This window comes from Methylomonas sp. Uni0011, from assembly GCF_056850255.1.
In genome coordinates this window covers 156,690-180,776 of sequence record NZ_JBVVNO010000003.1, presented here as the reverse complement: position 1 = coordinate 180,776, position 24,087 = coordinate 156,690, and the positions used below count along the sequence as shown (strand labels likewise).

The following is a 24,087-nucleotide window of genomic DNA, read 5'->3' as shown; positions in this document are numbered from 1 at the left end:
TATTTACTCCACTACCTAAACGCGACGCTTTTTTGGAGGACGGCATCCGTTGTGAGGAATCGGAGTCACATCCACAATATTCGAAATTTTAAAGCCCATGCTGTTTAATGAACGAACAGCGGACTCCCTGCCTGGACCAGGCCCTTTGATCATGACGTCGAGGTTTTTCATGCCATATTCCTGCGCCACCGCGCCGGCTTTCTCAGCGGCCACCTGAGCTGCAAATGGAGTGCTCTTTCTCGACCCGCGAAATCCGGAGCCACCTGACGTAGCCCAGGACAAAGCGTTACCTTTCCGGTCTGTAATTGTAACGATCGTATTATTAAAGGACGCATGAACATGCACTATGCCGTCTGCAACTTCCTTTTTTATCCGTTTCTTAACTCGATTTTGGGTTGCCATCAAATTGCCTATCTATTTTAATTACTACTTGGTGACCGATTTACGAGGCCCTTTTCTAGTCCTCGCATTTGTCCGAGTCCGCTGACCTCTCAAAGGCAAGCCCCGACGATGCCGAATCCCGCGATAGCAGCCAAGATCCATAAGCCTCTTTATGTTCATAGAGACTTCCCTACGCAAATCGCCTTCGACGGTCATACCAGAAATGACTTTGCGTATTGCCTCAACTTGATCTTCAGTCAGATCCCTGATTTTGACAGCGGGGTTAACCCCTACTTCACTGCATATATCTCTAGCAGTCTGCCTACCAATTCCGTAAATAGCTGTTAAGGCTATCTCCGCATGCTTATGATCAGCCACGTTTATACCAGCAATACGAGCCATTCAAACACTCCAAAACGATACTATAAGGTTAAACGGAGAAGTATAACACTCCGAAAAATAAATCGCAAAAACAACTAACCTTGTCTTTGCTTGTGACGACCATCTTTACAGATGACCCTTACTACGCCATTCCTTTTGATAACTTTGCAGCTCTTACAGATGGCTTTAATTGAAGCACGTACTTTCACGGCTAACTCCTTAAATTAAGATTTCTTCAGATTGGCTTTCTTCATCAACCCTTCATACTGTTGAGACATCAGATGGGTCTGCATTTGCGATATAAAATCCATTACAACCACAACAATGATTAACAGCGAAGTACCGCCAAAAGAAAATGGAACATTCCAATAAACAATCAGAAATTCGGGCAACAGGCAAATCAATGTGATGTAGACTGCGCCAATCAGGGTAAGCCTAGTCATTACTTTATCAATGTAACTAGTGGTATGCATCCCCGGCCTGATACCAGGCAAAAAGGCACCGGATTTCTTTAGGTTCTCCGCTGTTTCTTTAGAATTAAACACCAGCGCGGTGTAGAAAAAGCAAAAAAATACTATAGCCAACGCGTAGCACAAGACGTAGACAGGCTGACCGGGAGAGAGAACAGATGCCACATCTTGCAACCACGAAAAACCTTCTACATTACCGAACCAGCCTGCAATAGTTGCTGGAAACAAGATAATACTTGAAGCGAAGATAGGCGGTATAACGCCAGCCATATTTAATTTTAAAGGCAAAAACGAACTCTGCCCTGCATACACCTTATTGCCCTGCTGACGCTTGGGGTAATTAATCGTGATCCGTCTTTGTCCGCGCTCAACAAATACCACAATGCCTGTGACAAAAATCGCTAACGCGAAAAGCAACACAATAAATGCACCATTCATCTCTCCAGTACGAGCAAGCTCCAACGTCCCACCTATTGCAGAGGGAAGTCCTGATACGATACCGGCAAAGATTAGTAGCGATATGCCGTTGCCGATTCCCCGCTCTGTCACCTGTTCGCCAAGCCACATCAGAAAGATTGTCCCAGTTACTAGCGTAATGGTAGTAACAACCACGAACCCTAAACCGGGCTGCAAAACCACAGCAAGTCCGCCTGCGGTTTGATTTTGCAACGCTACAGAAATACCCACCGACTGAAACATCGCCAAAACAACCGTCCCGTAGCGCGTATATTGAGAGATTTTTCTCCTACCAGACTCGCCTTCTTTCTTTAACTGCTCCATCGCGGGAATAACGATAGTCATCAACTGCATAATGATGGAGGCAGAAATATAAGGCATGATGCCAAGCGCAAACAAGCTTAGCCTCATCAAAGCCCCGCCGGAAAACATGTTGAACATGTTTAAGATCGAACCGGACTGCTGCTCAAACATTGTCGCAAGTGCCTTTGGATCAATCCCGGGCACCGGAATGTGAGCACCAACCCGATACACAACAAAAGCGCCTAAAACAAACAGCAACCTAGACTTTAGCTCCCCAAAACGGAAAGCACCCGCGGAAACTTCATAACCTTTAGCACTCACCTATGCCTCTACTTTGCCACCAGCAGCTTCTATTGTTGACTTCGCACCTGCAGTTACACCAAGGCCTTTCAAAGTTAAACCTCTTGACAACACACCCGTATTGACTACCTTAACTTTCTTTGTGAACACAGGGACAAGATTACTGCTAATCAAAACCTGAAGATCTACGACGTCAACGTTTAGTGAACTAATTTCGCTCAACCGTACTTCTGCGGAAAACTTCTTGGTGCGAGAGGTAAAACCAACTTTAGGCAGCCTCCTTTGCAAGGGCATCTGCCCCCCTTCAAAGCCTACCTTATGAAACCCCCCAGCCCGTGCTTTTTGCCCTTTGTGACCGCGACCGCAGGTCTTGCCGTCAGTAGAGCCTATTCCGCGACCAACGCGCTTAGCCTTTTTTCTTGCGCCGTATGCAGCCTGTATCGTGTTTAAAAACATTTAGACTTCCTCTACTTTAAGCATATAAGCGATTTTGTTAATCATGCCTCTATTTTCAGGAGTATCGCTCACCTCAACAACTTGGCGAATTTTGCTTAATCCCAAGCCTTTCAGGCATTGTTGATGACTTTTCAATCTACCATTTTTACTTTTAGTCATCATTACGTTTAACTTTTTGCCGGACATGTCTTCTTATCCTGTAATTTGCTCAACAGTCAAACCACGCTTAGCGGCAATCCTCTTCGCATCCTGCATAGCAGTGAGACCGTTGATCGTAGCTCTGACAACATTAATCGGATTACTAGTACCTATGCATTTGGCCAGTACATTGTGCACACCTACAACCTCAAAAACCGCACGCATAGCCCCTCCAGCGATAATACCAGTACCTTCCGACGCCGGCTGCATATAGACTTTAGCCGCACCAGTGTTGGACATAATGGAATATTGCAAAGTACCTTCCTTCAGCGCGACTTTTCTCATATTTTTTCGTGCTTGCTCCAGGGACTTCTGGATTGCTACCGGCACCTCCCTGGCCTTTGATACGCCGTAACCGACCCGACCGTCGCCGTCACCTACGACTGTAAGAGCAGCAAACCCAAATACCCTACCGCCTTTAACCACTTTTGCCACTCGACGAACAGAAACTAATTTCTCCTGCAAACCGTCAGTACTACCTTGAGATGGTGCTGTTGCCATAATCTTCCCCTAGAACTTCAACCCGGCTTCGCGAGCAGCATCTGCCAACGCTTTCACACGGCCATGATATTTAAAACCCGATCGATCAAACGCGACCTCCTGAACCCCAGCAGCCAGGGCCCGCTCCGCAATTAGCGTACCTACTGCTGTCGCCGCCTCGATATTACTGGTATTTTTTACCTTTGTTTTAATATCCGCGAGCACAGTAGAAGCAGAAGCGAGGGTCATTGTTCCATCAACACTCAACACTTGTGCATAGATATGCTGTGAAGTGCGATGTATGGTCAATCTGTTGACGTTCAGTTTCTTGATTTTGCAACGAAGCTTTAGCGCTCGCTTTAGCCTGGAATTTTTCTTATCCATTTTGTTACCTATTTCTTCTTGGCTTCTTTTCGAGCCACATATTCATCGGCAATTCTGACACCTTTACCTTTGTAAGGCTCCGGCGGCCTGAAAGCGCGAATTTCAGAAGCCACTTGCCCCAGTTTCTGCTTGTCGCTACTTTTTACCAAAAGCTCGGTTTGGGACGGCGCCTCAACGGTGACACCTTCGGGAATCAGATATTCCACTGGATTGGAATAACCCAAAGACAAAGTCAGGAGATTATCTTTGACCTGCGCCCTATAACCGACGCCAACCAAAAGCATCTTCTTAACGAAGCCCTCCGAAACACCCTTAACCATATTGTTGATTGACGCGCGAGCAGTACCGGCATGCGCCTTCGCACCTTTCACCGCACTATCCCATTTTACGCTGATAACATTGCCGCTCAATTCAAGTTCAACTGATGGCGAAAGGCGGAATGAAAGCTCACCCAGTTTGCCTTTTATGACTGTGTGTTTACCGTCCAGTTTTATCTCTACGCCGGCCGGCAATACAATCGGCGCATTAGCTACTCGTGACATGATATATCCTTTAAAACTCTTAGCAGACGGTACAAATGACTTCGCCGCCGTGCCCAATGGCACGAGCAGCCCGATCAGTCATTACGCCGTTTGAAGTTGATACGATCGCAATACCGAGGCCGCCGAGAACTTTTGGAAGCTCGTCTTTAGATTTGTAAATCCTCAAACCCGGCCTACTAATTCTTTTCACACTCTCAATTACCGGGACACCGTTGTAATATTTGAGCTCGATTGTCATCTCTGTATGACTACCGTTTACTTCGGTTTTGTAATCGTTGATATAACCCTCTTCTTTTAAAACCTTTGCTATAGCAAGCTTTAATTTAGAGGACGGCATTTTCACGCTCTTTTTACCAGCAGACTGACCATTTCTTATTCTAGTCAACATATCTGCAATAGGATCTGTCATACTCATTATTAATTCCCCAACAACCTTTTACGTAACGATAGTTACCAGCTAGCTTTAGACAGACCAGGCACATCGCCTCGCATGGTCGCTTCTCTAAGCTTATTCCTGCTCAACCCAAACTTTCTATAGTAACCATGAGGTCTACCGGTGAGCTTACAGCGATTACGTAATCTAGATTTACTAGAGTCCCTGGGTAATTTTTGCAGCTGAATTTGCGCGCTTTCCTTCTCGTCGAACGTCGCATTTGGCGAACGTATAATGCCCTTTAACGCAGTGCGCTTGCTGTCGTATTTTTTAATTAAACTAGCGCGCTTTGATTCGCGAGCTATCATCGATTTTTTTGCCATGAGTACACCCTCAGCTTTTAAATGGGAAATTGAATAACTTCAACAACGCCAGACCTTCCTCGTCGGTTTGGGCTGTCGTAGTGATGCAAATATCCATCCCTCGAAGGGTGTCGATTTTATCGTAGTCGATTTCCGGGAAAATTATTTGCTCCTTAATACCGACAGAATAGTTCCCTCTGCCATCGAAACTTTTGGAACTCATCCCTCTAAAATCACGAATACGCGGTATAGAAATGGTAATTAACCTATCCAAAAACTCGTACATTCTATCGCTACGCAAAGTCACCTTACATCCAATAGGCATGTCGTCGCGGATTTTAAACCCTGCTATAGATTTACGCGCCAAAGTAACCACGGCCTTCTGTCCGGAAATTTTTTCCATATCAGAAACTGCAGATTGCAGCACTTTCTTGTCCGCTACCGCGCCACCAACACCCATATTAAGAGTGATTTTGGTTAATTTAGGCACTTGCATTACGGTTTTATATCCGAATTGACTTATCAGTGCCGGCACTATTTCTTCTTTGTATTTCTTTTCTAATCTCGACATAGCTTGTCTCCTCACTCACCGATAGTTTCATTGTTAGATTTAAAAAATCTAACTTTTTTACCATCAGTATTCAACCTAAAACCAATTCGATCGGCTTTTTTTGTTTTGGGATTGAATATCGCTATATTCGAAATATGAATGGGCATATTTTTGTCTACGATGCCGCCAGAGATACCGAGATTAGGATTCCCTCTTTGGTGCTTCTTAACCAAATTAACACCTTCGACCAGCACTCTATTATCTTCAAGCACTTTAGAAACCCGTCCAAGCTTGCCTTTTTCTCTTCCAACGCAGACAATAACTTCGTCACCTTGTTTTATTTTTTGCATCTTTAGGCCTCCGTCTTATAGCACTTCTGGGGCGAGAGAGATAATTTTCATAAACTTATCCCCTCTCAGCTCGCGTGTGACAGGCCCAAAGATACGTGTACCGATTGGTTGCAGTTGGTTATTTAAAATTACCGCAGCGTTACCGTCGAATCTAATCACTGAACCATCAGCTCTACGAACACCTCTTTTTGTTCTTACGACCAAGGCATTGTAAACGTCGCCTTTTTTCACGCGGGTGCGAGGCATTGCGTCTTTAACACTGACTTTGATGATGTCACCGATACCGGCATAGCGGCGATGCGATCCTCCAAGAACCTTGATACACATGACCTTTTTTGCGCCACTATTATCGGCGACGTCAAGGCTAGTTTGCATCTGAATCATTTTTAAATTCCCAACTAAAGATTTTAATTATTTGTTGGAAGCCTCGACGACTTCCAGCAACTTAAACGATTTATTTTTCGAAATCGGTCGACACGAAGCGATTGTTACTATATCGCCCTCTTGGCAAATATTGTTCTCGTCATGCACCAGCAGCTTCGTAGACCGCTTGATATATTTGCCGTACACCGGATGCTTCACCAACCGCTCGACTAAAACCGACGCCGTCTTATCCATTTTATTGCTAACGACGCGTCCGGTTACTTTACGTGTACTTTCTATGTTTTCGCTCATGATCACGCCCTCGCCATTTCACTTAAGATTGTATTAATGCGAGCAATTTGGCGCCGAACGGTTTTTACTTGACTAGATTTACTTAACTGCCCGGTACCTTTCTGCATTCTTAAATTAAACTGCTCCTTGGACAACTCCAACAAAGTCCCTTTCAATTCGTCTTTACTTTTGGTTCTCAGTTCTTTTGCTTTCATTACATTATTGTCCGAGCAGAAAACGTTGTTTTTACAGGTAACTTCGCAGCTGCAAGCTCAAAAGCCTCACGGGCCAACTCTTCAGAAACCCCTTCAATCTCGAACAGCATGGTGCCTGGCTTAATTTGAGCAACCCAGTATTCTACACTACCTTTACCTTTACCCATACGAACTTCTAATGGTTTTTTGGTAATTGGCTTATCTGGAAAAATACGGATCCAAATTTTACCACCACGCTTAACATGCCTGCTGATAGCTCGCCGAGCCGCCTCAATTTGGCGGGCAGTCATTCTACCACGACTTATAGATTTCAAACCATACTCACCGAAGCTGACTGAGGACCCACGCAACGCTGTGCCGTTATTACGTCCGGTATGTTGTTTACGAAACTTAGTTCTTTTTGGTTGAAGCATTTTGTCTATTCCCGTTCAACTTATTTTTTTGAGTCTGCGTTGAGCGAAGCGGTATGAGCATCCATATCGAACACCTCACCTTTGAAGATCCAGACCTTAATACCGATGATTCCGTAAGTGGTTTTCGCCTCTGCGGTTCCGTAATCGATGTCAGCCCGCAAGGTGTGCAGCGGCACGCGCCCTTCACGGTACCATTCAGTTCTGGCGATTTCAGCACCGTTCAAACGTCCCGCCACGGTGATTTTGATACCTTCCGCACCCAATCGCATAGTGTTTGTCACCGCCCGCTTCATTGCCCGGCGATACATAATCCGTTTTTCCAACTGCTGGGCAATACTCTCTGCGACCAAGTAGGCGTCGAGCTCAGGCTTTCTAATTTCCTCGACATTCAGCTGAACGGGAACACCCATCATCGCGGAAATATTCTGACGCAAGATATCGATATCCTCGCCCTTTTTTCCAATTACGATGCCAGGCCGCGCAGTGTGCACAGTTATGTTTGCATTGTTCGCAGGTCGATTAATCTGGACACGACTAACTGAAGCGTGCGCCAATTTTTGCTTGATATATTCACGAACTTTCAAATCTTGCAGCAGAAGCACAGGGTAATTCTGGCTATTTGCATACCATCTCGAAGTCCAATCTTTTACGATCCCGAGACGAATCCCAGTGGGATGAACCTTTTGTCCCATCTTATACCTCTATTTCTCAGCTACTTTGATTGTTATATGGCAAGTTCTTTTCAGAATGTGGTTGGCGCGCCCCTTTGCTCGAGCAGAGATTCTCTTCATTGTGCGCCCTTCGTTCACGAAAACGGTAGACACTTTTAGTTCGTCTATGTCTGCGTTTTCGTTATGCTCGGCGTTCGCTATAGCTGATTCAAGAACCTTTTTGAAGATTGCAGCCGCTTTTTTGGAGCTGAAATTCAAAAGGTTTAAGGCGTTTTCAACAGGCAACCCTCTAATCTGATCTCCTACCAAACGCGCTTTCTGCGCAGACAAGGGAGCGTTACTCAATTTAGCCGATACTTCCACGTTCACTCCTTATCTGGATTTTTTGTCAGCGATATGGCCTTTATAAGTTCTCGTCGGGGAGAACTCACCTAATTTATGACCGACCATATTTTCAGAAATCAACACTGGCACATGTTGCTTACCATTGTGCACCGCAATGGTCAGCCCCAACATATCAGGGCTGATCATCGAGCGTCTAGACCAGGTTTTAATCGGTTTCCGATTATTTGTTCTCACCGCCTCTTCAACTTTTTTAAGCAAGTGATGATCAATAAATGGACCTTTTTTAATTGAACGTGGCACGTCAGATACCTCTTATTTTTGCTTACGGCGTCTGACAATCATGTTGTCAGTACGTTTATTTTTACGGGTTTTGTAGCCCTTAGTTGGAGTTCCCCATGGCGACACAGGATGGCGCCCGCCTGAAGTTCGGCCTTCACCGCCTCCATGCGGGTGGTCAACAGGGTTCATGGCAACGCCTCGGACTGTAGGCCTTACGCCTCTCCACCTCTTGGCGCCAGCTTTACCCAGGGAAATCAAATTGTGCTCAGAATTCGAAACTTCGCCAACCACACCTTTGCAGTCGGAAGGCACTTTTCTCATCTCACCGGAACGCAATCTTACTGTCACATAAGCGCCATCCTTAGCCACCAATTGGACAGAAGTACCTGCGCTTCGTGCCAACTGAGCACCTTTGCCGGGCTTCAATTCGACACAATGCAGGGTGGTACCCAGTGGCATATTACGTAACGGCATGCAATTTCCAACTTTGACGGGGGTGGTTTCGGAACTTAGTATTTCCTGACCAACTTCTATCCCTTTGGGCGCTATTATGTATCTCCGCTCACCGTCTTTAAATAAAACCAGTGCGATGTTAGCTGTTCTGTTTGGATCGTATTCTATTCGCTCGATAATGGCCGGAACATCAGCTTTATCGCGCTTGAAATCGATAATACGATAAAACTTCTTGTGTCCCCCACCGATGTGGCGGGTTGTCACTCTACCCTGATTGTTACGTCCACCAGTATTGCTCTTTTTGTCTAGTAGTTGTGCAAATGGCTTACCCTTATGCAAATCATTATTTTGTACACGTACTACAAACCGAGAACCTGGAGATGTCGGCTTTGATTTTAGAATAGCCATGCTCTTCTACCGCTCCTATTTGCTTTAAAAAGTTATGCTGTTGCAAGTTCGATATTGTGGCCCGACTGCAATTTCACATATGCTTTTTTCCAGTCTGAGCGCTTACCCAAAGCGCGTCCGAAGCGCTTGATTTTTCCTTTGACGTTTAATACGCGAACCGATTCGACTTTCACACCGAACATCAACTCGACTGCTTTTTTAATCTGCAGTTTGGTTGCTGTCTTTTGCACTTTAAACACAAATTGATTATTTTGGTCCGCGGCATTTGAGCTTTTTTCCGAAATGATCGGCGCGTACAAAACGTTCGCTAATTTAACTTTTTGTTCACTCATGCTAAACGCTCCTCAATTTGCTTCAAGGCTGTAGCCGTTGCTATGACTTTGTCAGCGGCAACTAGCGACACCGGGTCGATACTAGTAGGTGTTACCACCGCTACATATGGCAAATTCCTTGCCGCCAAAATCAAATTTTCGTTCAGGTCATCCGCTACAACCAGCAACCGTTTGGCTTCGATACCTTTAATTTTTGCCAAGAAGTCTTTTGTTTTTGGGGATGCCGGCACGATGTCATCACAAACTGCGATCCGTCCCTGACGCAATAATTCTGAGAATATGGATCGGATACCGACCTTGTACATTTTTTTGTTCAACTTCTGGTCGAACGAGCGCGGCTGAGCCGCGAACGTGACACCACCCGTGCGCCAGATCGGGCTGCGGGTTGTACCGGCACGCGCACGGCCAGTGCCTTTTTGGCGAAAGGGCTTCAAACCGCCACCGCTAACGGCAGAGCGGTTTTTTTGCGCCTTTGTGCCAGCGCGTGCACTTGAAAGATATTTAGTGACCAATTGATGGACCAAGGTTTCATTGAAATCCTGACCAAATACTTCATCTGACACATCGAGTGCCTGAGAGGAACCGCCACCGTTGATTGCAGGTATTTGTAATGCCATAAATTAACCTTTATTGATCATTTTCACCGCAGGGGTGATAACCACGTCGCCGCCTTTCGCCCCGGGAACGGCGCCCCTAACCAGAATCAAATTGCGCTCGACGTCTATGGCGTGAATCTTCAGATTTTGAACAGTCGTCTTAACTGCCCCCATGTGGCCGCACATTTTTTTGCCTTTAAATACTCGTCCTGGCGTTTGGTTCATACCGCTGGAACCGGGCACCCTGTGCGAACGAGAGTTACCATGGGTGGCATCCTGCGTTCTAAAATTGTGGCGCTTAACTGTACCTGCAAAGCCCTTACCGATACTCGTACCGGCAACATCGACAATTTGCCCTGCGGAAAATACGTCAACCTTGAGCTCAGCTCCAGGGACTAACTCCCCACCCTCATTCTCGCCGAGACGAAACTCCCAAAGCCCCCGACCAGCTGTGACATTGGCAGAAGCATAGTGACCCGCCATTGCTTTATTGACCTTAGAAGACTTTACATCACCTGCAGCCACTTGTACGGCACGGTAACCGTCGTTTTCGACGCTCTTTACCTGAATGACTCGGTTTGAGTCGATATGAAGCACGGTTACAGGTACAGAAGAACCATCTTCGCAAAAAATTCTGGTCATACCACATTTACGACCAATAAGACCTATTGACATCTGCCAATCCCTCTAATCTATAACTTTTCGTTATTTCAGCTTAATTTGAACATCAACCCCAGCCGCCAGATCAAGCTTCATCAAGGCGTCAACAGTCTTATCGGTAGGTTCGACGATGTCCAACAACCGTTTGTATGTTCTCAATTCGTATTGATCGCGCGCGTCTTTATTGACGTGTGGCGAAATCAGTACAGTAAAGCGCTCTTTTCTAGTAGGCAAAGGAATCGGGCCTTTCACTTGGGCGCCGGTCCGCTTTGCTGTTTCTACTATCTCTCCCGCCGACTGATCGATCAATTTATGATCAAAGGCTTTCAATTGGATTCTGATAGTTTGATTTGCCATCTTCAATTACTCAACAATGGAAGCCACAACACCCGCACCGACGGTACGGCCACCTTCACGAATTGCGAAGCGCAATCCGTCTTCCATCGCGATCGGCGAGATCAATTTTACTGTGACCGAGATGTTGTCACCTGGCATTACCATTTCAACACCTTCCGGCAGCTCAACCGCACCAGTCACGTCGGTGGTTCTGAAGTAGAACTGTGGACGGTAACCGTTAAAGAATGGCGTGTGACGGCCACCCTCTTCTTTCGACAGTACGTAGATTTCGGCCTTGAAATGCGAGTGTGGCTTAATGCTGTTTACGTGAGCCAATACTTGACCCCGCTCTACGTCGTCGCGCTTGGTGCCACGCAGCAGGATACCCACGTTGTCGCCAGCCTGACCTTGATCCAGCAATTTGCGGAACATTTCAACACCGGTACAGGTGGTTTTCACGGTATCTTTGATACCAACGATTTCAACCTCTTCGCCGACTTTGATAATACCGCGCTCGACACGGCCGGTTACTACCGTACCACGACCGGAAATCGAAAATACGTCTTCGATTGGCATCAGGAATTTGCCATCGATTGCGCGTTGCGGCTCAGGAATATAGCTATCCAGAGCTTCAACCAGCTTAACAACCGACTGAACACCAATTTCGCTTTGCTCACCTTCCAACGCTTTCAGCGCAGAACCAACGATGATTGGGGTATCGTCGCCCGGGAATTCGTACTGGTTTAACAGTTCGCGAATTTCCATTTCAACCAGCTCAATCAGCTCGGCATCATCGACCATGTCCGCTTTGTTCAAGAACACAACGATGTATGGAACGCCTACCTGGCGAGACAGCAGGATGTGCTCGCGCGTTTGCGGCATCGGACCGTCAGCCGCGGAGCAAACCAGAATAGCACCGTCCATTTGCGCCGCACCGGTAATCATATTTTTGACGTAGTCAGCGTGACCCGGGCAGTCAACGTGCGCATAGTGACGATTGGCTGACTCGTACTCTACGTGTGAGGTCGAAATGGTGATACCGCGCGCCCGCTCTTCGGGAGCATTGTCGATTTGATCAAACGCTTTTGCTTCGCCACCTTGCAGCTCGGCCATAACCTTGGTCAGCGCAGCAGTCAAGGTTGTTTTGCCGTGGTCAACGTGGCCAATCGTTCCTACGTTTACGTGCGGTTTCTTTCTTTCAAATTTTTCTTTAGCCATGATTCAATACCTGATATTTAAAAACTTAAGATACTTTTCTAATAATCGCTTCCGCAATATTTGCAGGTGCTTCGTTATATTTTTCAAACTGCATACTATAAGTGGCACGTCCTTGCGTGGCCGACCTAAGATCGGTAGCGTAACCGAACATTTCCGCTAGAGGCACTTCGCACTGGACCACTTTACCAGCTGGAACATCATCCACGCCGTGAATCAGCCCTCTGCGCCTGTTAATGTCGCCGACGACATCTCCCATATTTTCCTCGGGAGTCACTACCTCTACTTTCATGATAGGCTCCAGCAACACTGGGTTTGCAGCTTTTGCTCCATCCCTAAAGCCGATAGATCCTGCTATTTTGAAAGCCATTTCATTCGAATCGACATCATGATATGAACCATCGAATAAACTAACCTTTACATCAACCACTGGAAAACCAGCCAACACTCCGTTTTCCATTTGCTCCTGAATACCTTTGTCAATGGCCGGGACATACTCTTTAGGAACTATGCCACCCACGATCTCATTGACGAACTGGTAACCTGAGCCTAGCTCACCAGGCTCGATGCGCAACCAAACGTGGCCGTACTGCCCTTTGCCCCCGGTTTGCCTAACAAATTTACCTTCTGCTTCAACGACTTTCGTCACTGTTTCACGATAAGCGACCTGGGGAGCCCCTACGTTGGCGGCAACACTAAATTCCCTTTTCATCCGATCAACGATAATCTCAAGATGTAGCTCGCCCATGCCAGCAATAATTGTTTGCCCGGACTCAGGATCGGTACTTACGCGAAAGGAAGGATCCTCTTGGGCCAGCTTTGCCAGCGCAACCGCCAATTTGTCTTGATCTGCTTTGGTTTTTGGCTCTACTGCAACGGAAATAACCGGCTCCGGAAACTCCATTTTTTCCAACAACACAGGCGCCGCCATATCACAAAAGGTGTCACCTGTCGTAACCTCCTTCAAACCAACCAAGGCCGCAATATCACCCGCCCTAACTTGGTTTATCTCTACCCTGCTATTGGCGTGCATCTGCACGATACGGCCGACGCGCTCTCTTTTATTCTTCGTCGAATTGAGCACCGTATCGCCTGATTTAAGCACCCCCGAATAAACCCGAATAAAGGTTAACGTTCCTACGAATGGATCGGATGCGATTTTAAAAGCCAAGGCGGAAAACGAATCGTTATCTGCTGCCGACCTATAAACACTTTCGCCCGCATCGTTCAATCCACAAACCGAACCGATATCGGCGGGTGACGGCAAAAAGTCTATGACCGCATCCAGTAGGCACTGCACACCTTTATTTTTGAAGGCTGAACCGCAATAGGCAGGTACCAGCTTATTTGCTAGAACCTGGGCCCGTATTCCTGATATTACCTCTGCATCCGTAAGCTCTCCTTGCTCCAGATACTTATTCATTAATGAGTCGCTTCCTTCGGCCGCCGACTCAAACATGTATTCGCGCCATTTAAGGCTATTGGCAACCAGTTCTTCCGGAATTTCCGATTCGGTAAATGCCAAACCCATATCGGCTTCAGACCAGTAAATGGCCTTCATCTTCAGAAGATCAATCACACCTTTAAACGCGTCTTCAGACCCTATCGGCAACTGCATTGGAACAACCGAAGCCCCCAAGCGACTTTTTATTTGCTCGACCACCCGAAGAAAATCTGCCCCGACTCGATCCATCTTGTTGACGAATACAACACGGGGCACTTTGTATTTGTTAGCCTGCCGCCAAACTGTCTCGGATTGCGGCTCTACACCTCCGACTGCGCAGAAAACCGCGCAGGCGCCATCTAGCACTCTAAGCGAACGCTCAACCTCAATGGTAAAGTCGACATGACCTGGAGTATCGATAATATTGATCCGATACCGGTCTCGCTCACCGCCCATCCCAGCCCAAAAACAGGTCGTGGCCGCGGATGTGATTGTTATGCCACGCTCTTGCTCTTGCTCCATCCAATCCATGGTAGCAGCACCATCATGAACCTCACCAATTTTGTGCGAGACCCCAGTGTAGTAGAGTATCCGTTCAGTAGTCGTTGTTTTTCCAGCGTCTATATGCGCCATTATGCCTATATTACGATAACGCTCTATAGGCGTCTTTCGAGACACAACGAAACCTAGACCTGATTACCAACGATAATGCGCAAACGCCTTATTTGCTTCAGCCATTCTGTGGGTGTCTTCCCGCTTCTTAGCTGCAGCACCGCGACCTTCAGAGGCATCCAGTAACTCACCGGCCAACTTGGCAGCCATTGTCCTTTCATTCCTTTTGCGGGATGCATCAATCAACCAACGCATAGAAAGAGCCAATCTTCGTGCAGGACGAACCTCTACTGGGACCTGATAAGTCGCACCACCCACCCTTCTTGACTTAACCTCGACCCGAGGCTGAACATTTTCTAGCGCCTTGGAAACCAACTCCAGAGACTCTTTGTGCCCTTTGCTCTCGATAACATCGAGCGCACCGTACACGATTTTTTCGGCAACTGATTTTTTGCCATCTACCATAATCATGTTCATAAACTTTGAAAGCATATCGCTACCAAAGCGCGGATCAGGATTTATTACTCTTTTTGCAGCAACTCTTCTTCTTGACATCTGTTACCAACCCTTATTTCTTAGGCCTTTTTGCGCCGTACTTTGAACGACCGCACTTTCTATCCTTTACGCCCGACGTATCAAGACTACCGCGAACCACGTGATAGCGCACACCCGGCAAATCTTTCACCCGACCACCTCTAATCAAGACCACAGAGTGCTCCTGCAAATTGTGCCCTTCGCCGCCGATATAGCTACTTACCTCAGCGCCATTGGTTAACCGCACCCGCGCAACTTTGCGCAACGCCGAGTTAGGTTTTTTTGGCGTCGTGGTGTACACGCGCGTACAAACACCCCTTCTTTGCGGGCACGCCTCCAATGCCGGAACATTGGTTTTTTCTATTTTTTTAGCGCGAGGCTTACGGACCAACTGATTGATCGTGGCCATTCTTAACTACTCCGAATATGCAATGTTAATAAGTAATATCTTTCCACAAATGACATTACTCCGCCCAAATCACTTGGTCGATTCGAGCAGAGCATGATACCTTTACACGGTAATCAGGTCAAGTCTTTTTAAGGCTATTCAATATTCAACGCCTGTTTCAAGGCCTCTTCCACATCAACTGCTTCCATGGCCTGATTAGAGGCTTCCGCCGAGGATGCGAACTCAGCAGACCTTCTTTTCCGTCGCTGCTCGTGGTAGGCCAGCCCGGTTCCAGCAGGAATCAAGCGCCCAACGATAACGTTCTCTTTCAGTCCGTTCAGACTGTCACTGATGCCGCGCACCGCCGCATCGGTAAGCACTCGAGTAGTTTCTTGGAACGAAGCCGCAGAAATAAACGACTCTGTAGCAAGAGAAGCTTTAGTGATACCCAGCAATAACGAGTCGTAACTTGCAGGGATTTTTCCTTCCCTTTCAATTTGATCGTTAACCGCATTAATCAAGGTCCGCTCTACCTGCTCGCCCTTAACAAAATCAGTATCTCCCGAGGCGGTAATTTCAACCTTTCTCAGCATTTGCCGGATGATTGCCTCAATGTGCTTGTCATTGATCTTTACACCCTGCAGGCGATAAACGTCTTGAATCTCTTTAACCAAGTAATCGGCTAGCTCTTCAATTCCACGCAGACGCAGGATGTCGTGAGGAGTCAGCTCGCCTTCGGCAATCGTCTCACCTTTGTCGACAAATTCACCCTCGAACACCGTGATATGCCGCCATTTTGGAATCAATGTCTCGTACTGCTCACCTTCGGAATCAGTAATAATGACGCGTTGCTTACCCTTGGTTTCTTTACCGAACGACACCATACCGGTTGCTTCTGCAAGAATTGCAGGATCCTTGGTTTTGCGCGCCTCGAATAAATCGGCAACACGTGGCAAACCACCGGTAATATCGCGAGTTTTACTAGATTCTTGCGGAATTCTCGCCAATACGTCACCGACCTTAACTTCACCGCCATCTTTAACGCCTACGATAGCGCCGGCTGGCAAGAAATACTGAGCCGGGATATCAGTCCCAGGCAAATTAATCTGCCCGCCTTGCTCGTCTATCAACCGAACCATTGGTCGTAGCTCTTTACCGGCCGAGGTCCGTTGCTTTGGATCCGTAACCACCCTAGACGTCAGACCAGTAACCTCGTCAGACTGCTCCTGTACTGTGATTCCATCCATAAAGTCGATCAATTGGATGAAACCATCCACCTCAGTAATAACCGGATGAGTATGTGGATCCCAATTTACGATGATGTCACCAGCACTAACCGGCGTACCGTCGGCCACCGACAAAACGGCACCGTAAGGGATCTTGTAACGCTCGCGCTCACGGCCGTAGTCATCCATCACGCCGACCTCGCCGGATCTGGATACAGCAACCAAGTTATTCTCGCGGTTTTTAACAGTTTTCAAATTATTGAGCTTCGCCGTACCACTGGATTTAACCTGCACGTTGCTGACCGCCGCCGAACGCGATGCCGCACCGCCAATATGGAAGGTACGCATAGTCAATTGCGTGCCCGGCTCACCAATCGACTGCGCAGCTACAACACCGATAGCTTCGCCAATATTGACCAAATGACCTCGACCTAAATCCCGGCCGTAGCATTTAGCACAGACACCATGCCGCGACTCACAAGTGATTACCGAGCGAACCAGCATTTTATCGATACCGTTCTCTTCCAGCACAGTGACCAAATTTTCATCGATCATTGTACCTGCCGGTATTAAAACTTTATTCCCGGCAGGCTCGGTAACATCAATTGCAGCCACACGCCCCAAAACTCGATCAACCAAAGGCTCTACTACATCGCCGCCTTCGATAATCGGCATCATGGTCAAACCATTTTGAGTACCGCAATCGAACTCGGCAATGACCAGATCCTGGGCGACGTCGACCAAGCGTCGGGTCAAATACCCAGAGTTCGCCGTTTTAAGCGCCGTGTCAGCCAGACCTTTGCGAGCACCGTGGGTCGAAATAAAGTATTGCAATACATCCAGACCTTCGCGGAAGTTAGCCGTAATAGGCGTTTCAATAATCGAACCGTCCGGCTTCGCCATCAAACCGCGCATCCCGGCTAACTGCCGGATTTGAGCCGCGGAACCCCGCGCTCCCGACTCGGCCATCATAAAGATGGAGTTGAACGATTTTTGCTTGACAGTTTCACCCGCTTTATTGACGACCTCATCCTCCCCCAAGCCTTCCATCATGACTTTCGCCACTTGGTCATTGGCTCTGGACCAAATATCGACAACTTTGTTATAGCGTTCACCATCGGTAACCAAACCGGATGCGTACTGATTCTGAATTTCGCTCACTTCGGCGTCCGCAGCCCGAATAATGTCGGCCTTTTTCAGCGGAATTTCCATGTCTTCGATACCAAATGACACACCGGCGCGAGTCGCGTACTTAAAGCCAAGATACATGATCTTATCGGCCAGAATAACGGTCTCTTTGATCCCCAGGTAACGGTAGCTATAGTTGATCAGCCGCGATATATTCTTTTTAGTCATATCGACATTAACCAACTCATAAGGCATGCCGTCTGGCACGATACCCCAGATGATGGAACGCCCGACTGTAGTTTGCTTACGGCTGACAATCGTTTCGAATTCACCTTCGGCGTTTTTTAGCTTTTCGGTAATTCGCACCTGAATCTTGGTCTGCAATTCGACTGCTTTGCTATCCAAAGCCAGCATGACTTCGGACACATCGGAGAAAACGCTACCTTCGCCAACCGCGTTAATTTTCTCGCGGCTAATGTAATAGAGCCCCAAAACCACGTCCTGCGACGGATTGATAACCGGCTCGCCGTTTGCGGGAGACAGAATATTATTGGTCGCCATCATCAGAGTACGGGCTTCCAACTGTGCTTCCACAGACAACGGAATATGAACCGCCATCTGGTCGCCGTCGAAGTCGGCATTGAATGCGCTACAAACCAAAGGATGCAACTGGATGGCCTTACCTTCGATCAAGGTCGGTTCGAATGCCTGAATGCCCAAACGGTGCAACGTCGGCGCACGGTTTAACAGCACCGGATGTTCGCGGATCACTTCTTCGAGAATGTCCCAAACTTCAGCGCCTTCGCGCTCGACCATCTTTTTGGCCGCCTTGATGGTTGTCGCCAAGCCGCGCAGTTGCAACTTACTGAAAATAAACGGCTTGAACAGTTCCAGCGCCATTTTTTTCGGCAATCCGCACTGGTGCAGACGCAGCGTCGGTCCTACCACGATTACGGAACGGCCGGAGTAGTCCACCCGTTTCCCCAGCAGGTTCTGCCGGAAACGACCTTGCTTGCCCTTGATCATATCGGCCAAGGACTTTAACGGCCGACGATTGCTACCGGTAATGGCCCGGCCGCGGCGGCCGTTGTCCAACAATGCATCCACCGCTTCCTGCAACATCCGCTTTTCGTTACGCACGATGATGTCGGGCGCGTTCAAATCCAACAACCTCGTCAAACGGTTATTGCGGTTGATAACTCGGCGATATAGATCGTTCAAGTCCGACGTGGCAAAGCGGCCGCCATCCAGCGGCACCAAAGGCCTTAATTCCGGCGGCAACACCGGCAACACCGTCATAATCATCCATTCCGGGCGATTATTCGATGCCAGCAAGGAGTCGATCACCTTCAATCGCTTCGAAAATTTCTTGATTTTGGTGTCGGAATTGGTCGAATTGATCTCTTCGCGCAACTTGTTGATTTCGTCTTTCAAATCGATCGACTTCAACAAATCGTAGATAGCCTCGGCACCCATTTTCGCGACGAAATCGTCACCATGCTCTTCAACCGCGTTCAAATATTCTTCGTCGGTCAATAACTGGCCTTTCTCCAGCGGAGACATGCCGGGATCTATCACCACAAACGTTTCGAAATAAAGCACGCGCTCGATCGAACGCAGAGTCATATCCAGCAGCAGCGCGATACGCGACGGCAAAGACTTCAAGAACCAAATATGCGCTACCGGGCTAGCCAAATCGATATGGCCCATACGTTCGCGCCGAACTTTGGACAAAGTCACTTCGACGCCGCATTTTTCGCAGATCACGCCACGGTGTTTCAAGCGTTTATATTTACCGCACAAGCACTCGTAATCGCTAATCGGCCCGAAAATTTTTGCGCAGAACAAACCGTCGCGTTCCGGCTTGAAGGTGCGGTAATTGATCGTCTCAGGCTTTTTGACTTCACCGTAAGACCATGAGCGAATCATGTCCGGAGAAGCCAAACCGATGCGTATAGTGTCAAAATCGTCTGTACGGCCTTGACGCTTTAAGAAATTCATTAAATCTTTCAAGAGCTTACCCTCTTCAAAATGTTACCGATATCGTCCGAAATCTAGTCGCGTGAGACCGACTACTCTTGTTCCATCTCGATATTTACCGCCAAGGAACGTATCTCTTTGACCAATACGTTAAACGATTCCGGCATGCCGGCTTCCATGGAATGGTTGCCGTCGACAATGTTTTTGTACATTCGGGTTCGGCCTGTCACGTCGTCCGACTTGACCGTCAACATTTCCTGCAATGTGTAGGCTGCGCCGTAGGCTTCCAATGCCCAAACCTCCATCTCGCCGAAGCGCTGGCCACCGAACTGGGCTTTACCGCCCAACGGTTGCTGGGTCACCAGACTGTATGGACCGGTCGAACGGGCATGCATTTTGTCGTCCACCAAGTGGTTCAGTTTAAGCATATACATATAGCCTACCGTCACTTCGCGCTCGAACGGTTCCCCAGTAAGGCCGTCGTACAGCACCGTTTGGCCATGCTCCGGTAAATCGGCAAGCCGCAACATGGTACGAATGTCTTCTTCGGAAGCACCGTCGAATACCGGTGTTGCCATCGGTACACCGCTGACCAAATTCAGCGCCAATTCCAAAATGTCTTTATCGCTGAACAGGCTCAAATCTTCTTTTTTGCCGCTGCAGTTATAAATCTTTTCCAGGAAACCGCGAATTTCAGCGACCTTGGCTTGCGCCTCCAACATTTTGCCGATCTTGATACCCAAACCTTTCGCCGCCCAGCCCAAGTGGGTTTCCAACACCTGCCCTACATTCATCCGCGAGGGTACGCCGAGCGGATTGAGCAAAATGTCGACCGGGTTGCCATCGGCCGTGTAGGGCATGTCTTCGATCGGCACGATTTGCGAGATAACCCCTTTGTTACCGTGACGGCCGGCCATTTTATCACCAGGCTGGATGCGTTTTTTCACGGCCAAATAAACCTTGACCATTTTCAGCACGCCTGGAGCGAGATCGTCACCCATTGTGATTTTTTTCTTCTTCTGTTCGAAGCGCTCGTCGAATTCCTTACGCTGCTGTTCGACCTGCTCGGCAACGGTTTCCAATTGCAGGTTCGCGTCTTCATCCAGCGTTCTGATTTTCAGCAGCTCGGAATGAGTCAATTGATCCAAATAATCGGCACTGATTTCCTCGCCTTTTTTCAAACCGTTCGGTCCCTTTTCGGCTTTTTTACCGGTCAGCAGCGTCTTAACCCGGGCGAAAATATCGTGTTCTACGATTTTCAACTGGTCATCCAAATCTTTACGGTAACGCTTGATTTCCGCTTCTTCGATTTCCAGCGCTCGTTTGTCTTTCTTAACGCCATCGCGAGTGAAGACTTGTACGTCGATCACCGTACCGCGAACGTTGCCTGGCACCCGCAAAGAAGTATCTTTCACATCGGCAGCCTTCTCGCCGAAAATCGCCCGTAACAGCTTTTCTTCGGGCGTCAGCTGAGTTTCGCCTTTCGGAGTTACCTTACCGACCAGAATGTCGCCGCCTTTCACTTCGGCCCCGACATAAACAATCCCCGACTCGTCCAACTTGGAAAGCGCTTCCTCGCTGACGTTTGGAATATCGGCTGTGATTTCTTCCGGACTATGTTTGGTTTCCCGGGCCACGCAGGTTTTTTCTTCGATGTGAATCGTCGTGAAACGGTCTTCCTTCACGACCCGCTCCGATACCAGGATCGAGTCCTCGAAGTTGTAACCGTTCCATGGCATGAAAGCGATCAACATGTTTTGGCCCAATGCCAGCTCACCCAAATCGGTGGATGGGCCGTCGGCCAGGATGTCGCCCTTGTTAACGATGTCGCCCAGTTTGACCAATGGTTTTTGATTGATACAGGTGTTTTGGTTGGAGCGGGTATATTTGATCAAATTATAGATATCCACACCCGGTACGCCGGCGACCGTCTCGTCGTCGTTGGCACGAACCACGATCCGGCCGGCATCGACAGCTTCGACCCTACCGCCACGGGTAGCAACCACCGTCACCCCGGAGTCTTTTGCTACAACCCGCTCCATACCGGTACCGACCAAAGGCTTCTCCGCACGCAAAGTCGGAACCGCTTGGCGTTGCATGTTAGAGCCCATCAAGGCGCGGTTAGCGTCGTCATGCTCCAAGAACGGAATGATCGATGCCGCTACAGAAACGATCTGCTTGGAGGACACATCCATATACTGCACGGTTTCTGAAGAGGCCAAGGTAAATTCGTCCTTATAACGGCACGACACTAGGCCTTCTACCAATTTACCGTTCTCGTCGACAGCCACGCTGGACTGAGCGATGACATATTCGCCTTCTTCAATAGCGGAAATGTAATCGACTTGATCGGTCACTTTGCCGTCCACCACCTTCCGGTAAGGCGTCTCCAGGAAACCGTACTCGTTGGTTCTGGCATAAACAGACAACGAGTTAATCAAACCAATATTCGGGCCCTCGGGCGTCTCGATTGGACAAACCCGTCCGTAGTGCGTGGTATGAACGTCGCGAACCTCGAAGCCCGCGCGCTCTCTGGCCAAACCGCCGGGACCCAAGGCAGACACCCGGCGTTTGTGCGTCACCTGTGACAGGGGATTGTTTTGGTCCATGAACTGCGACAACTGGCTGGAGCCGAAAAATTCCTTCACTGCCGCCGACACCGGTTTGGCGTTGATAATTTCCTGTGGCATGTAGCCTTCAGAATCGGCCAGGGTCAAGCGCTCTCTGACTGCGCGCTCGACCCGCACCAAACCGATGCGGAATTGGTTTTCGATCATTTCACCGACAGAGCGGACGCGACGATTTCCCAAATGGTCGATATCGTCCACGGTGCCATTGCCGTTCCGGATTTTAATCAGTTCCTTCAGGACATCAATAATATCTTCTTTGCTAAGGGTACCGGGACCGTCGGTCTCTTCCCGACCTAAACGGCGATTAAATTTCATTCGTCCGACTGCAGACAGATCGTAACGCTCGTCGGTAAAAAACAGGTTTTCAAATAAATTTTCGGCCGACTCCACGGTAGGCGGTTCGCCCGGGCGCATCATCCGATATATCTCAACCAACGCTTCCAACCGATTGGTTGTGGTGTCCAAACGCATTGAATTGGAAATGTAAGGCCCACGATCCAGATCGTTTACGTACAGAGTGTTAATCTCGGGCACGTCGGCGTCGATCAGTTTTTGCAGCAGGTTATCGGTAATTTCATCGTTGACGCTGGCCAGCAATTCGCCGGTTGACTTGTCGATAACGTTGTGTCCCAGAATTTTGCCGTACAAATAGTCGCGAGGCACTTCGATTTCGGTGACGCCAGCTTTTTCCAACTGCCGAACATGCTTCGCGGTAATTCTCCGGCCCTCTTCGATCAACACCTTGCCGTCGTACTTGATATCGAACACAGCCATTTCGCCGCGCAAGCGATCAGGAATCAGATGGAACATCAATTTATCGGCGCTTAAAGAGAACTTATTGGTATCGAAGAAAATCTTGATCATCTCTTCGTTTTCGTATCCCAACGCTCTCAATAAAATAGTGGCTGGGATTTTACGTCTCCGATCGATACGCACGTATACGGCGTCCTTGTGATCGAACTCGAAATCCAACCAAGAGCCGCGATACGGAATTACCCGCGCGTTAAATAGCAGCTTTCCAGATGAATGAGTTTTGCCTTTGTCGTGGTCGAAGAATACACCGGGCGACCGATGCAATTGGGAAACGATAACTCGCTCGGTGCCGTTAATTACGAAAGTGCCATTGTCAGTCATCAAGGGCAGTTCACCCATATAGACTTCCTGTTCGCGAATATCCTTGACAACTTTCGTATTGGCGGGCGCATCCTTATCGTAAATGACCAGACGCACCAACACTCTGAGCGGCGCCGAAAACGTCGCACCGCGTTGCTGACATTCTCTTACGTCAAAAGCAGGCTCTCCCAAGCGATACTTAACATATTCCAATACGGCGTAACCGGAGTGGCTGACCACCGGAAATACGCTGGAGAACGCAGCATGCAATCCTTGGCTTCGCCGTTTATCGGGCTCCACACCGGACTGCAGGAAATTCGCATAGGAATCTATTTGTGTCGCTAAGAGATATGGGACGTCAAGTACCTCTGTACCTTTCCCAAAATTATTACGGATACGCTTTTTTTCGGTAAAAGAATAGGCCATATTGCTTCTATACCTTCGTCGTCAGAGATTATTTGTACTGCTT

General features: G+C 48.2%; 31 protein-coding genes. All 31 read right to left on the bottom strand.

What is annotated here, in order from left to right; all coding sequences use genetic code 11:
• Nucleotides 1–15: 15 nt before the first annotated feature.
• Nucleotides 16–402, bottom strand: coding sequence for a 30S ribosomal protein S11 (gene rpsK / locus AC0IM9_RS06155; protein WP_020484822.1), 387 nt, complete (start codon nucleotides 400–402; stop codon nucleotides 16–18).
• 24 nt (nucleotides 403–426) lie between these two features.
• Nucleotides 427–783, bottom strand: a complete 357-nt coding sequence (gene rpsM, locus AC0IM9_RS06150; protein WP_140913523.1) for a 30S ribosomal protein S13 — start codon at nucleotides 781–783, stop codon at nucleotides 427–429.
• 74 nt (nucleotides 784–857) lie between these two features.
• Entirely contained in the window at nucleotides 858–971 is a 114-nt protein-coding gene (gene rpmJ, locus AC0IM9_RS06145; RefSeq protein WP_081607976.1) for a 50S ribosomal protein L36, read from the bottom strand.
• A gap of 15 nt (nucleotides 972–986) precedes the next feature.
• Entirely contained in the window at nucleotides 987–2,312 is a 1,326-nt protein-coding gene (gene secY, locus AC0IM9_RS06140; protein WP_140913522.1) for a preprotein translocase subunit SecY, read from the bottom strand.
• Entirely contained in the window at nucleotides 2,313–2,747 is a 435-nt protein-coding gene (gene rplO / locus AC0IM9_RS06135; RefSeq protein ID WP_140913521.1) for a 50S ribosomal protein L15, read from the bottom strand. It abuts the gene before it with no gap.
• A complete protein-coding gene (gene rpmD / locus AC0IM9_RS06130; protein ID WP_140913520.1) occupies nucleotides 2,748–2,933 on the bottom strand; it encodes a 50S ribosomal protein L30 in 186 nt (61 codons plus the stop codon).
• A 6-nt stretch (nucleotides 2,934–2,939) separates the two neighbouring features.
• Nucleotides 2,940–3,446, bottom strand: coding sequence for a 30S ribosomal protein S5 (gene rpsE / locus AC0IM9_RS06125; RefSeq protein WP_140913519.1), 507 nt, complete (start codon nucleotides 3,444–3,446; stop codon nucleotides 2,940–2,942).
• Between the two features lie 9 nt (nucleotides 3,447–3,455).
• Complete coding sequence (gene rplR, locus AC0IM9_RS06120) at nucleotides 3,456–3,809, bottom strand: 50S ribosomal protein L18 (RefSeq protein ID WP_482803411.1); 354 nt, start codon at nucleotides 3,807–3,809, stop codon at nucleotides 3,456–3,458.
• An 8-nt stretch (nucleotides 3,810–3,817) separates the two neighbouring features.
• Nucleotides 3,818–4,351 (bottom strand): 50S ribosomal protein L6, encoded by a 534-nt coding sequence (gene rplF / locus AC0IM9_RS06115; RefSeq protein WP_140913517.1) that lies wholly within the window; start codon nucleotides 4,349–4,351, stop codon nucleotides 3,818–3,820.
• 19 nt (nucleotides 4,352–4,370) lie between these two features.
• On the bottom strand, nucleotides 4,371–4,766 hold the full coding sequence (gene rpsH, locus AC0IM9_RS06110; protein ID WP_140913516.1) for a 30S ribosomal protein S8: 396 nt from the start codon (nucleotides 4,764–4,766) through the stop codon (nucleotides 4,371–4,373).
• A gap of 35 nt (nucleotides 4,767–4,801) precedes the next feature.
• The gene (gene rpsN / locus AC0IM9_RS06105) at nucleotides 4,802–5,107 is read right to left on the bottom strand and encodes a 30S ribosomal protein S14 (protein WP_482803410.1); all 306 of its coding nucleotides are present in this window, start codon (nucleotides 5,105–5,107) and stop codon (nucleotides 4,802–4,804) included.
• A 10-nt stretch (nucleotides 5,108–5,117) separates the two neighbouring features.
• Nucleotides 5,118–5,657: a 50S ribosomal protein L5 gene (gene rplE, locus AC0IM9_RS06100; protein WP_140913514.1), complete on the bottom strand. Its 540-nt coding sequence runs from the start codon at nucleotides 5,655–5,657 to the stop codon at nucleotides 5,118–5,120.
• Nucleotides 5,658–5,668: 11 nt separating this feature from the next.
• Nucleotides 5,669–5,986, bottom strand: a complete 318-nt coding sequence (gene rplX / locus AC0IM9_RS06095; RefSeq protein ID WP_482803409.1) for a 50S ribosomal protein L24 — start codon at nucleotides 5,984–5,986, stop codon at nucleotides 5,669–5,671.
• A gap of 15 nt (nucleotides 5,987–6,001) precedes the next feature.
• Nucleotides 6,002–6,370, bottom strand: coding sequence for a 50S ribosomal protein L14 (rplN, locus tag AC0IM9_RS06090; RefSeq protein ID WP_054759259.1), 369 nt, complete (start codon nucleotides 6,368–6,370; stop codon nucleotides 6,002–6,004).
• A 27-nt stretch (nucleotides 6,371–6,397) separates the two neighbouring features.
• The gene (gene rpsQ / locus AC0IM9_RS06085) at nucleotides 6,398–6,661 is read right to left on the bottom strand and encodes a 30S ribosomal protein S17 (RefSeq protein ID WP_278209458.1); all 264 of its coding nucleotides are present in this window, start codon (nucleotides 6,659–6,661) and stop codon (nucleotides 6,398–6,400) included.
• A gap of 2 nt (nucleotides 6,662–6,663) precedes the next feature.
• A complete protein-coding gene (rpmC, locus tag AC0IM9_RS06080; RefSeq protein WP_140913511.1) occupies nucleotides 6,664–6,855 on the bottom strand; it encodes a 50S ribosomal protein L29 in 192 nt (63 codons plus the stop codon).
• Nucleotides 6,855–7,268: a 50S ribosomal protein L16 gene (gene rplP / locus AC0IM9_RS06075; RefSeq protein ID WP_026602118.1), complete on the bottom strand. Its 414-nt coding sequence runs from the start codon at nucleotides 7,266–7,268 to the stop codon at nucleotides 6,855–6,857. Before rplP ends, rpmC begins: the two co-directional genes overlap by 1 nt.
• A 20-nt stretch (nucleotides 7,269–7,288) precedes the next feature.
• The gene (gene rpsC, locus AC0IM9_RS06070; RefSeq protein ID WP_140913510.1) at nucleotides 7,289–7,960 is read right to left on the bottom strand and encodes a 30S ribosomal protein S3; all 672 of its coding nucleotides are present in this window, start codon (nucleotides 7,958–7,960) and stop codon (nucleotides 7,289–7,291) included.
• A 9-nt stretch (nucleotides 7,961–7,969) separates the two neighbouring features.
• Complete coding sequence (gene rplV / locus AC0IM9_RS06065; protein ID WP_140913509.1) at nucleotides 7,970–8,302, bottom strand: 50S ribosomal protein L22; 333 nt, start codon at nucleotides 8,300–8,302, stop codon at nucleotides 7,970–7,972.
• 9 nt (nucleotides 8,303–8,311) lie between these two features.
• The gene (rpsS, locus tag AC0IM9_RS06060; RefSeq protein ID WP_064042135.1) at nucleotides 8,312–8,584 is read right to left on the bottom strand and encodes a 30S ribosomal protein S19; all 273 of its coding nucleotides are present in this window, start codon (nucleotides 8,582–8,584) and stop codon (nucleotides 8,312–8,314) included.
• Between the two features lie 12 nt (nucleotides 8,585–8,596).
• A complete protein-coding gene (gene rplB / locus AC0IM9_RS06055) occupies nucleotides 8,597–9,424 on the bottom strand; it encodes a 50S ribosomal protein L2 (RefSeq protein ID WP_140913508.1) in 828 nt (275 codons plus the stop codon).
• Between the two features lie 32 nt (nucleotides 9,425–9,456).
• Entirely contained in the window at nucleotides 9,457–9,756 is a 300-nt protein-coding gene (gene rplW, locus AC0IM9_RS06050; protein ID WP_278209460.1) for a 50S ribosomal protein L23, read from the bottom strand.
• Nucleotides 9,753–10,373 carry a 50S ribosomal protein L4 gene (gene rplD / locus AC0IM9_RS06045; RefSeq protein WP_445372551.1) on the bottom strand — a complete coding sequence of 207 codons (621 nt, stop codon included), beginning with the start codon at nucleotides 10,371–10,373 and terminating at the stop codon, nucleotides 9,753–9,755. Before rplD ends, rplW begins: the two co-directional genes overlap by 4 nt.
• 3 nt (nucleotides 10,374–10,376) lie before the next feature.
• On the bottom strand, nucleotides 10,377–11,027 hold the full coding sequence (gene rplC, locus AC0IM9_RS06040) for a 50S ribosomal protein L3 (protein ID WP_140913505.1): 651 nt from the start codon (nucleotides 11,025–11,027) through the stop codon (nucleotides 10,377–10,379).
• A gap of 30 nt (nucleotides 11,028–11,057) precedes the next feature.
• On the bottom strand, nucleotides 11,058–11,369 hold the full coding sequence (rpsJ, locus tag AC0IM9_RS06035; RefSeq protein ID WP_020484801.1) for a 30S ribosomal protein S10: 312 nt from the start codon (nucleotides 11,367–11,369) through the stop codon (nucleotides 11,058–11,060).
• Between the two features lie 6 nt (nucleotides 11,370–11,375).
• Nucleotides 11,376–12,566, bottom strand: a complete 1,191-nt coding sequence (gene tuf / locus AC0IM9_RS06030) for an elongation factor Tu (protein WP_140913950.1) — start codon at nucleotides 12,564–12,566, stop codon at nucleotides 11,376–11,378.
• A gap of 25 nt (nucleotides 12,567–12,591) precedes the next feature.
• Nucleotides 12,592–14,685, bottom strand: a complete 2,094-nt coding sequence (gene fusA, locus AC0IM9_RS06025) for an elongation factor G (protein WP_482803408.1) — start codon at nucleotides 14,683–14,685, stop codon at nucleotides 12,592–12,594.
• A gap of 18 nt (nucleotides 14,686–14,703) precedes the next feature.
• On the bottom strand, nucleotides 14,704–15,174 hold the full coding sequence (gene rpsG / locus AC0IM9_RS06020) for a 30S ribosomal protein S7 (RefSeq protein WP_140914198.1): 471 nt from the start codon (nucleotides 15,172–15,174) through the stop codon (nucleotides 14,704–14,706).
• 13 nt (nucleotides 15,175–15,187) lie between these two features.
• The gene (rpsL, locus tag AC0IM9_RS06015) at nucleotides 15,188–15,562 is read right to left on the bottom strand and encodes a 30S ribosomal protein S12 (protein WP_013820393.1); all 375 of its coding nucleotides are present in this window, start codon (nucleotides 15,560–15,562) and stop codon (nucleotides 15,188–15,190) included.
• A gap of 134 nt (nucleotides 15,563–15,696) precedes the next feature.
• Nucleotides 15,697–19,908, bottom strand: a complete 4,212-nt coding sequence (gene rpoC, locus AC0IM9_RS06010; protein WP_482803407.1) for a DNA-directed RNA polymerase subunit beta' — start codon at nucleotides 19,906–19,908, stop codon at nucleotides 15,697–15,699.
• 59 nt (nucleotides 19,909–19,967) lie between these two features.
• On the bottom strand, nucleotides 19,968–24,044 hold the full coding sequence (gene rpoB / locus AC0IM9_RS06005) for a DNA-directed RNA polymerase subunit beta (protein ID WP_482803406.1): 4,077 nt from the start codon (nucleotides 24,042–24,044) through the stop codon (nucleotides 19,968–19,970).
• Nucleotides 24,045–24,087: the final 43 nt, after the last annotated feature.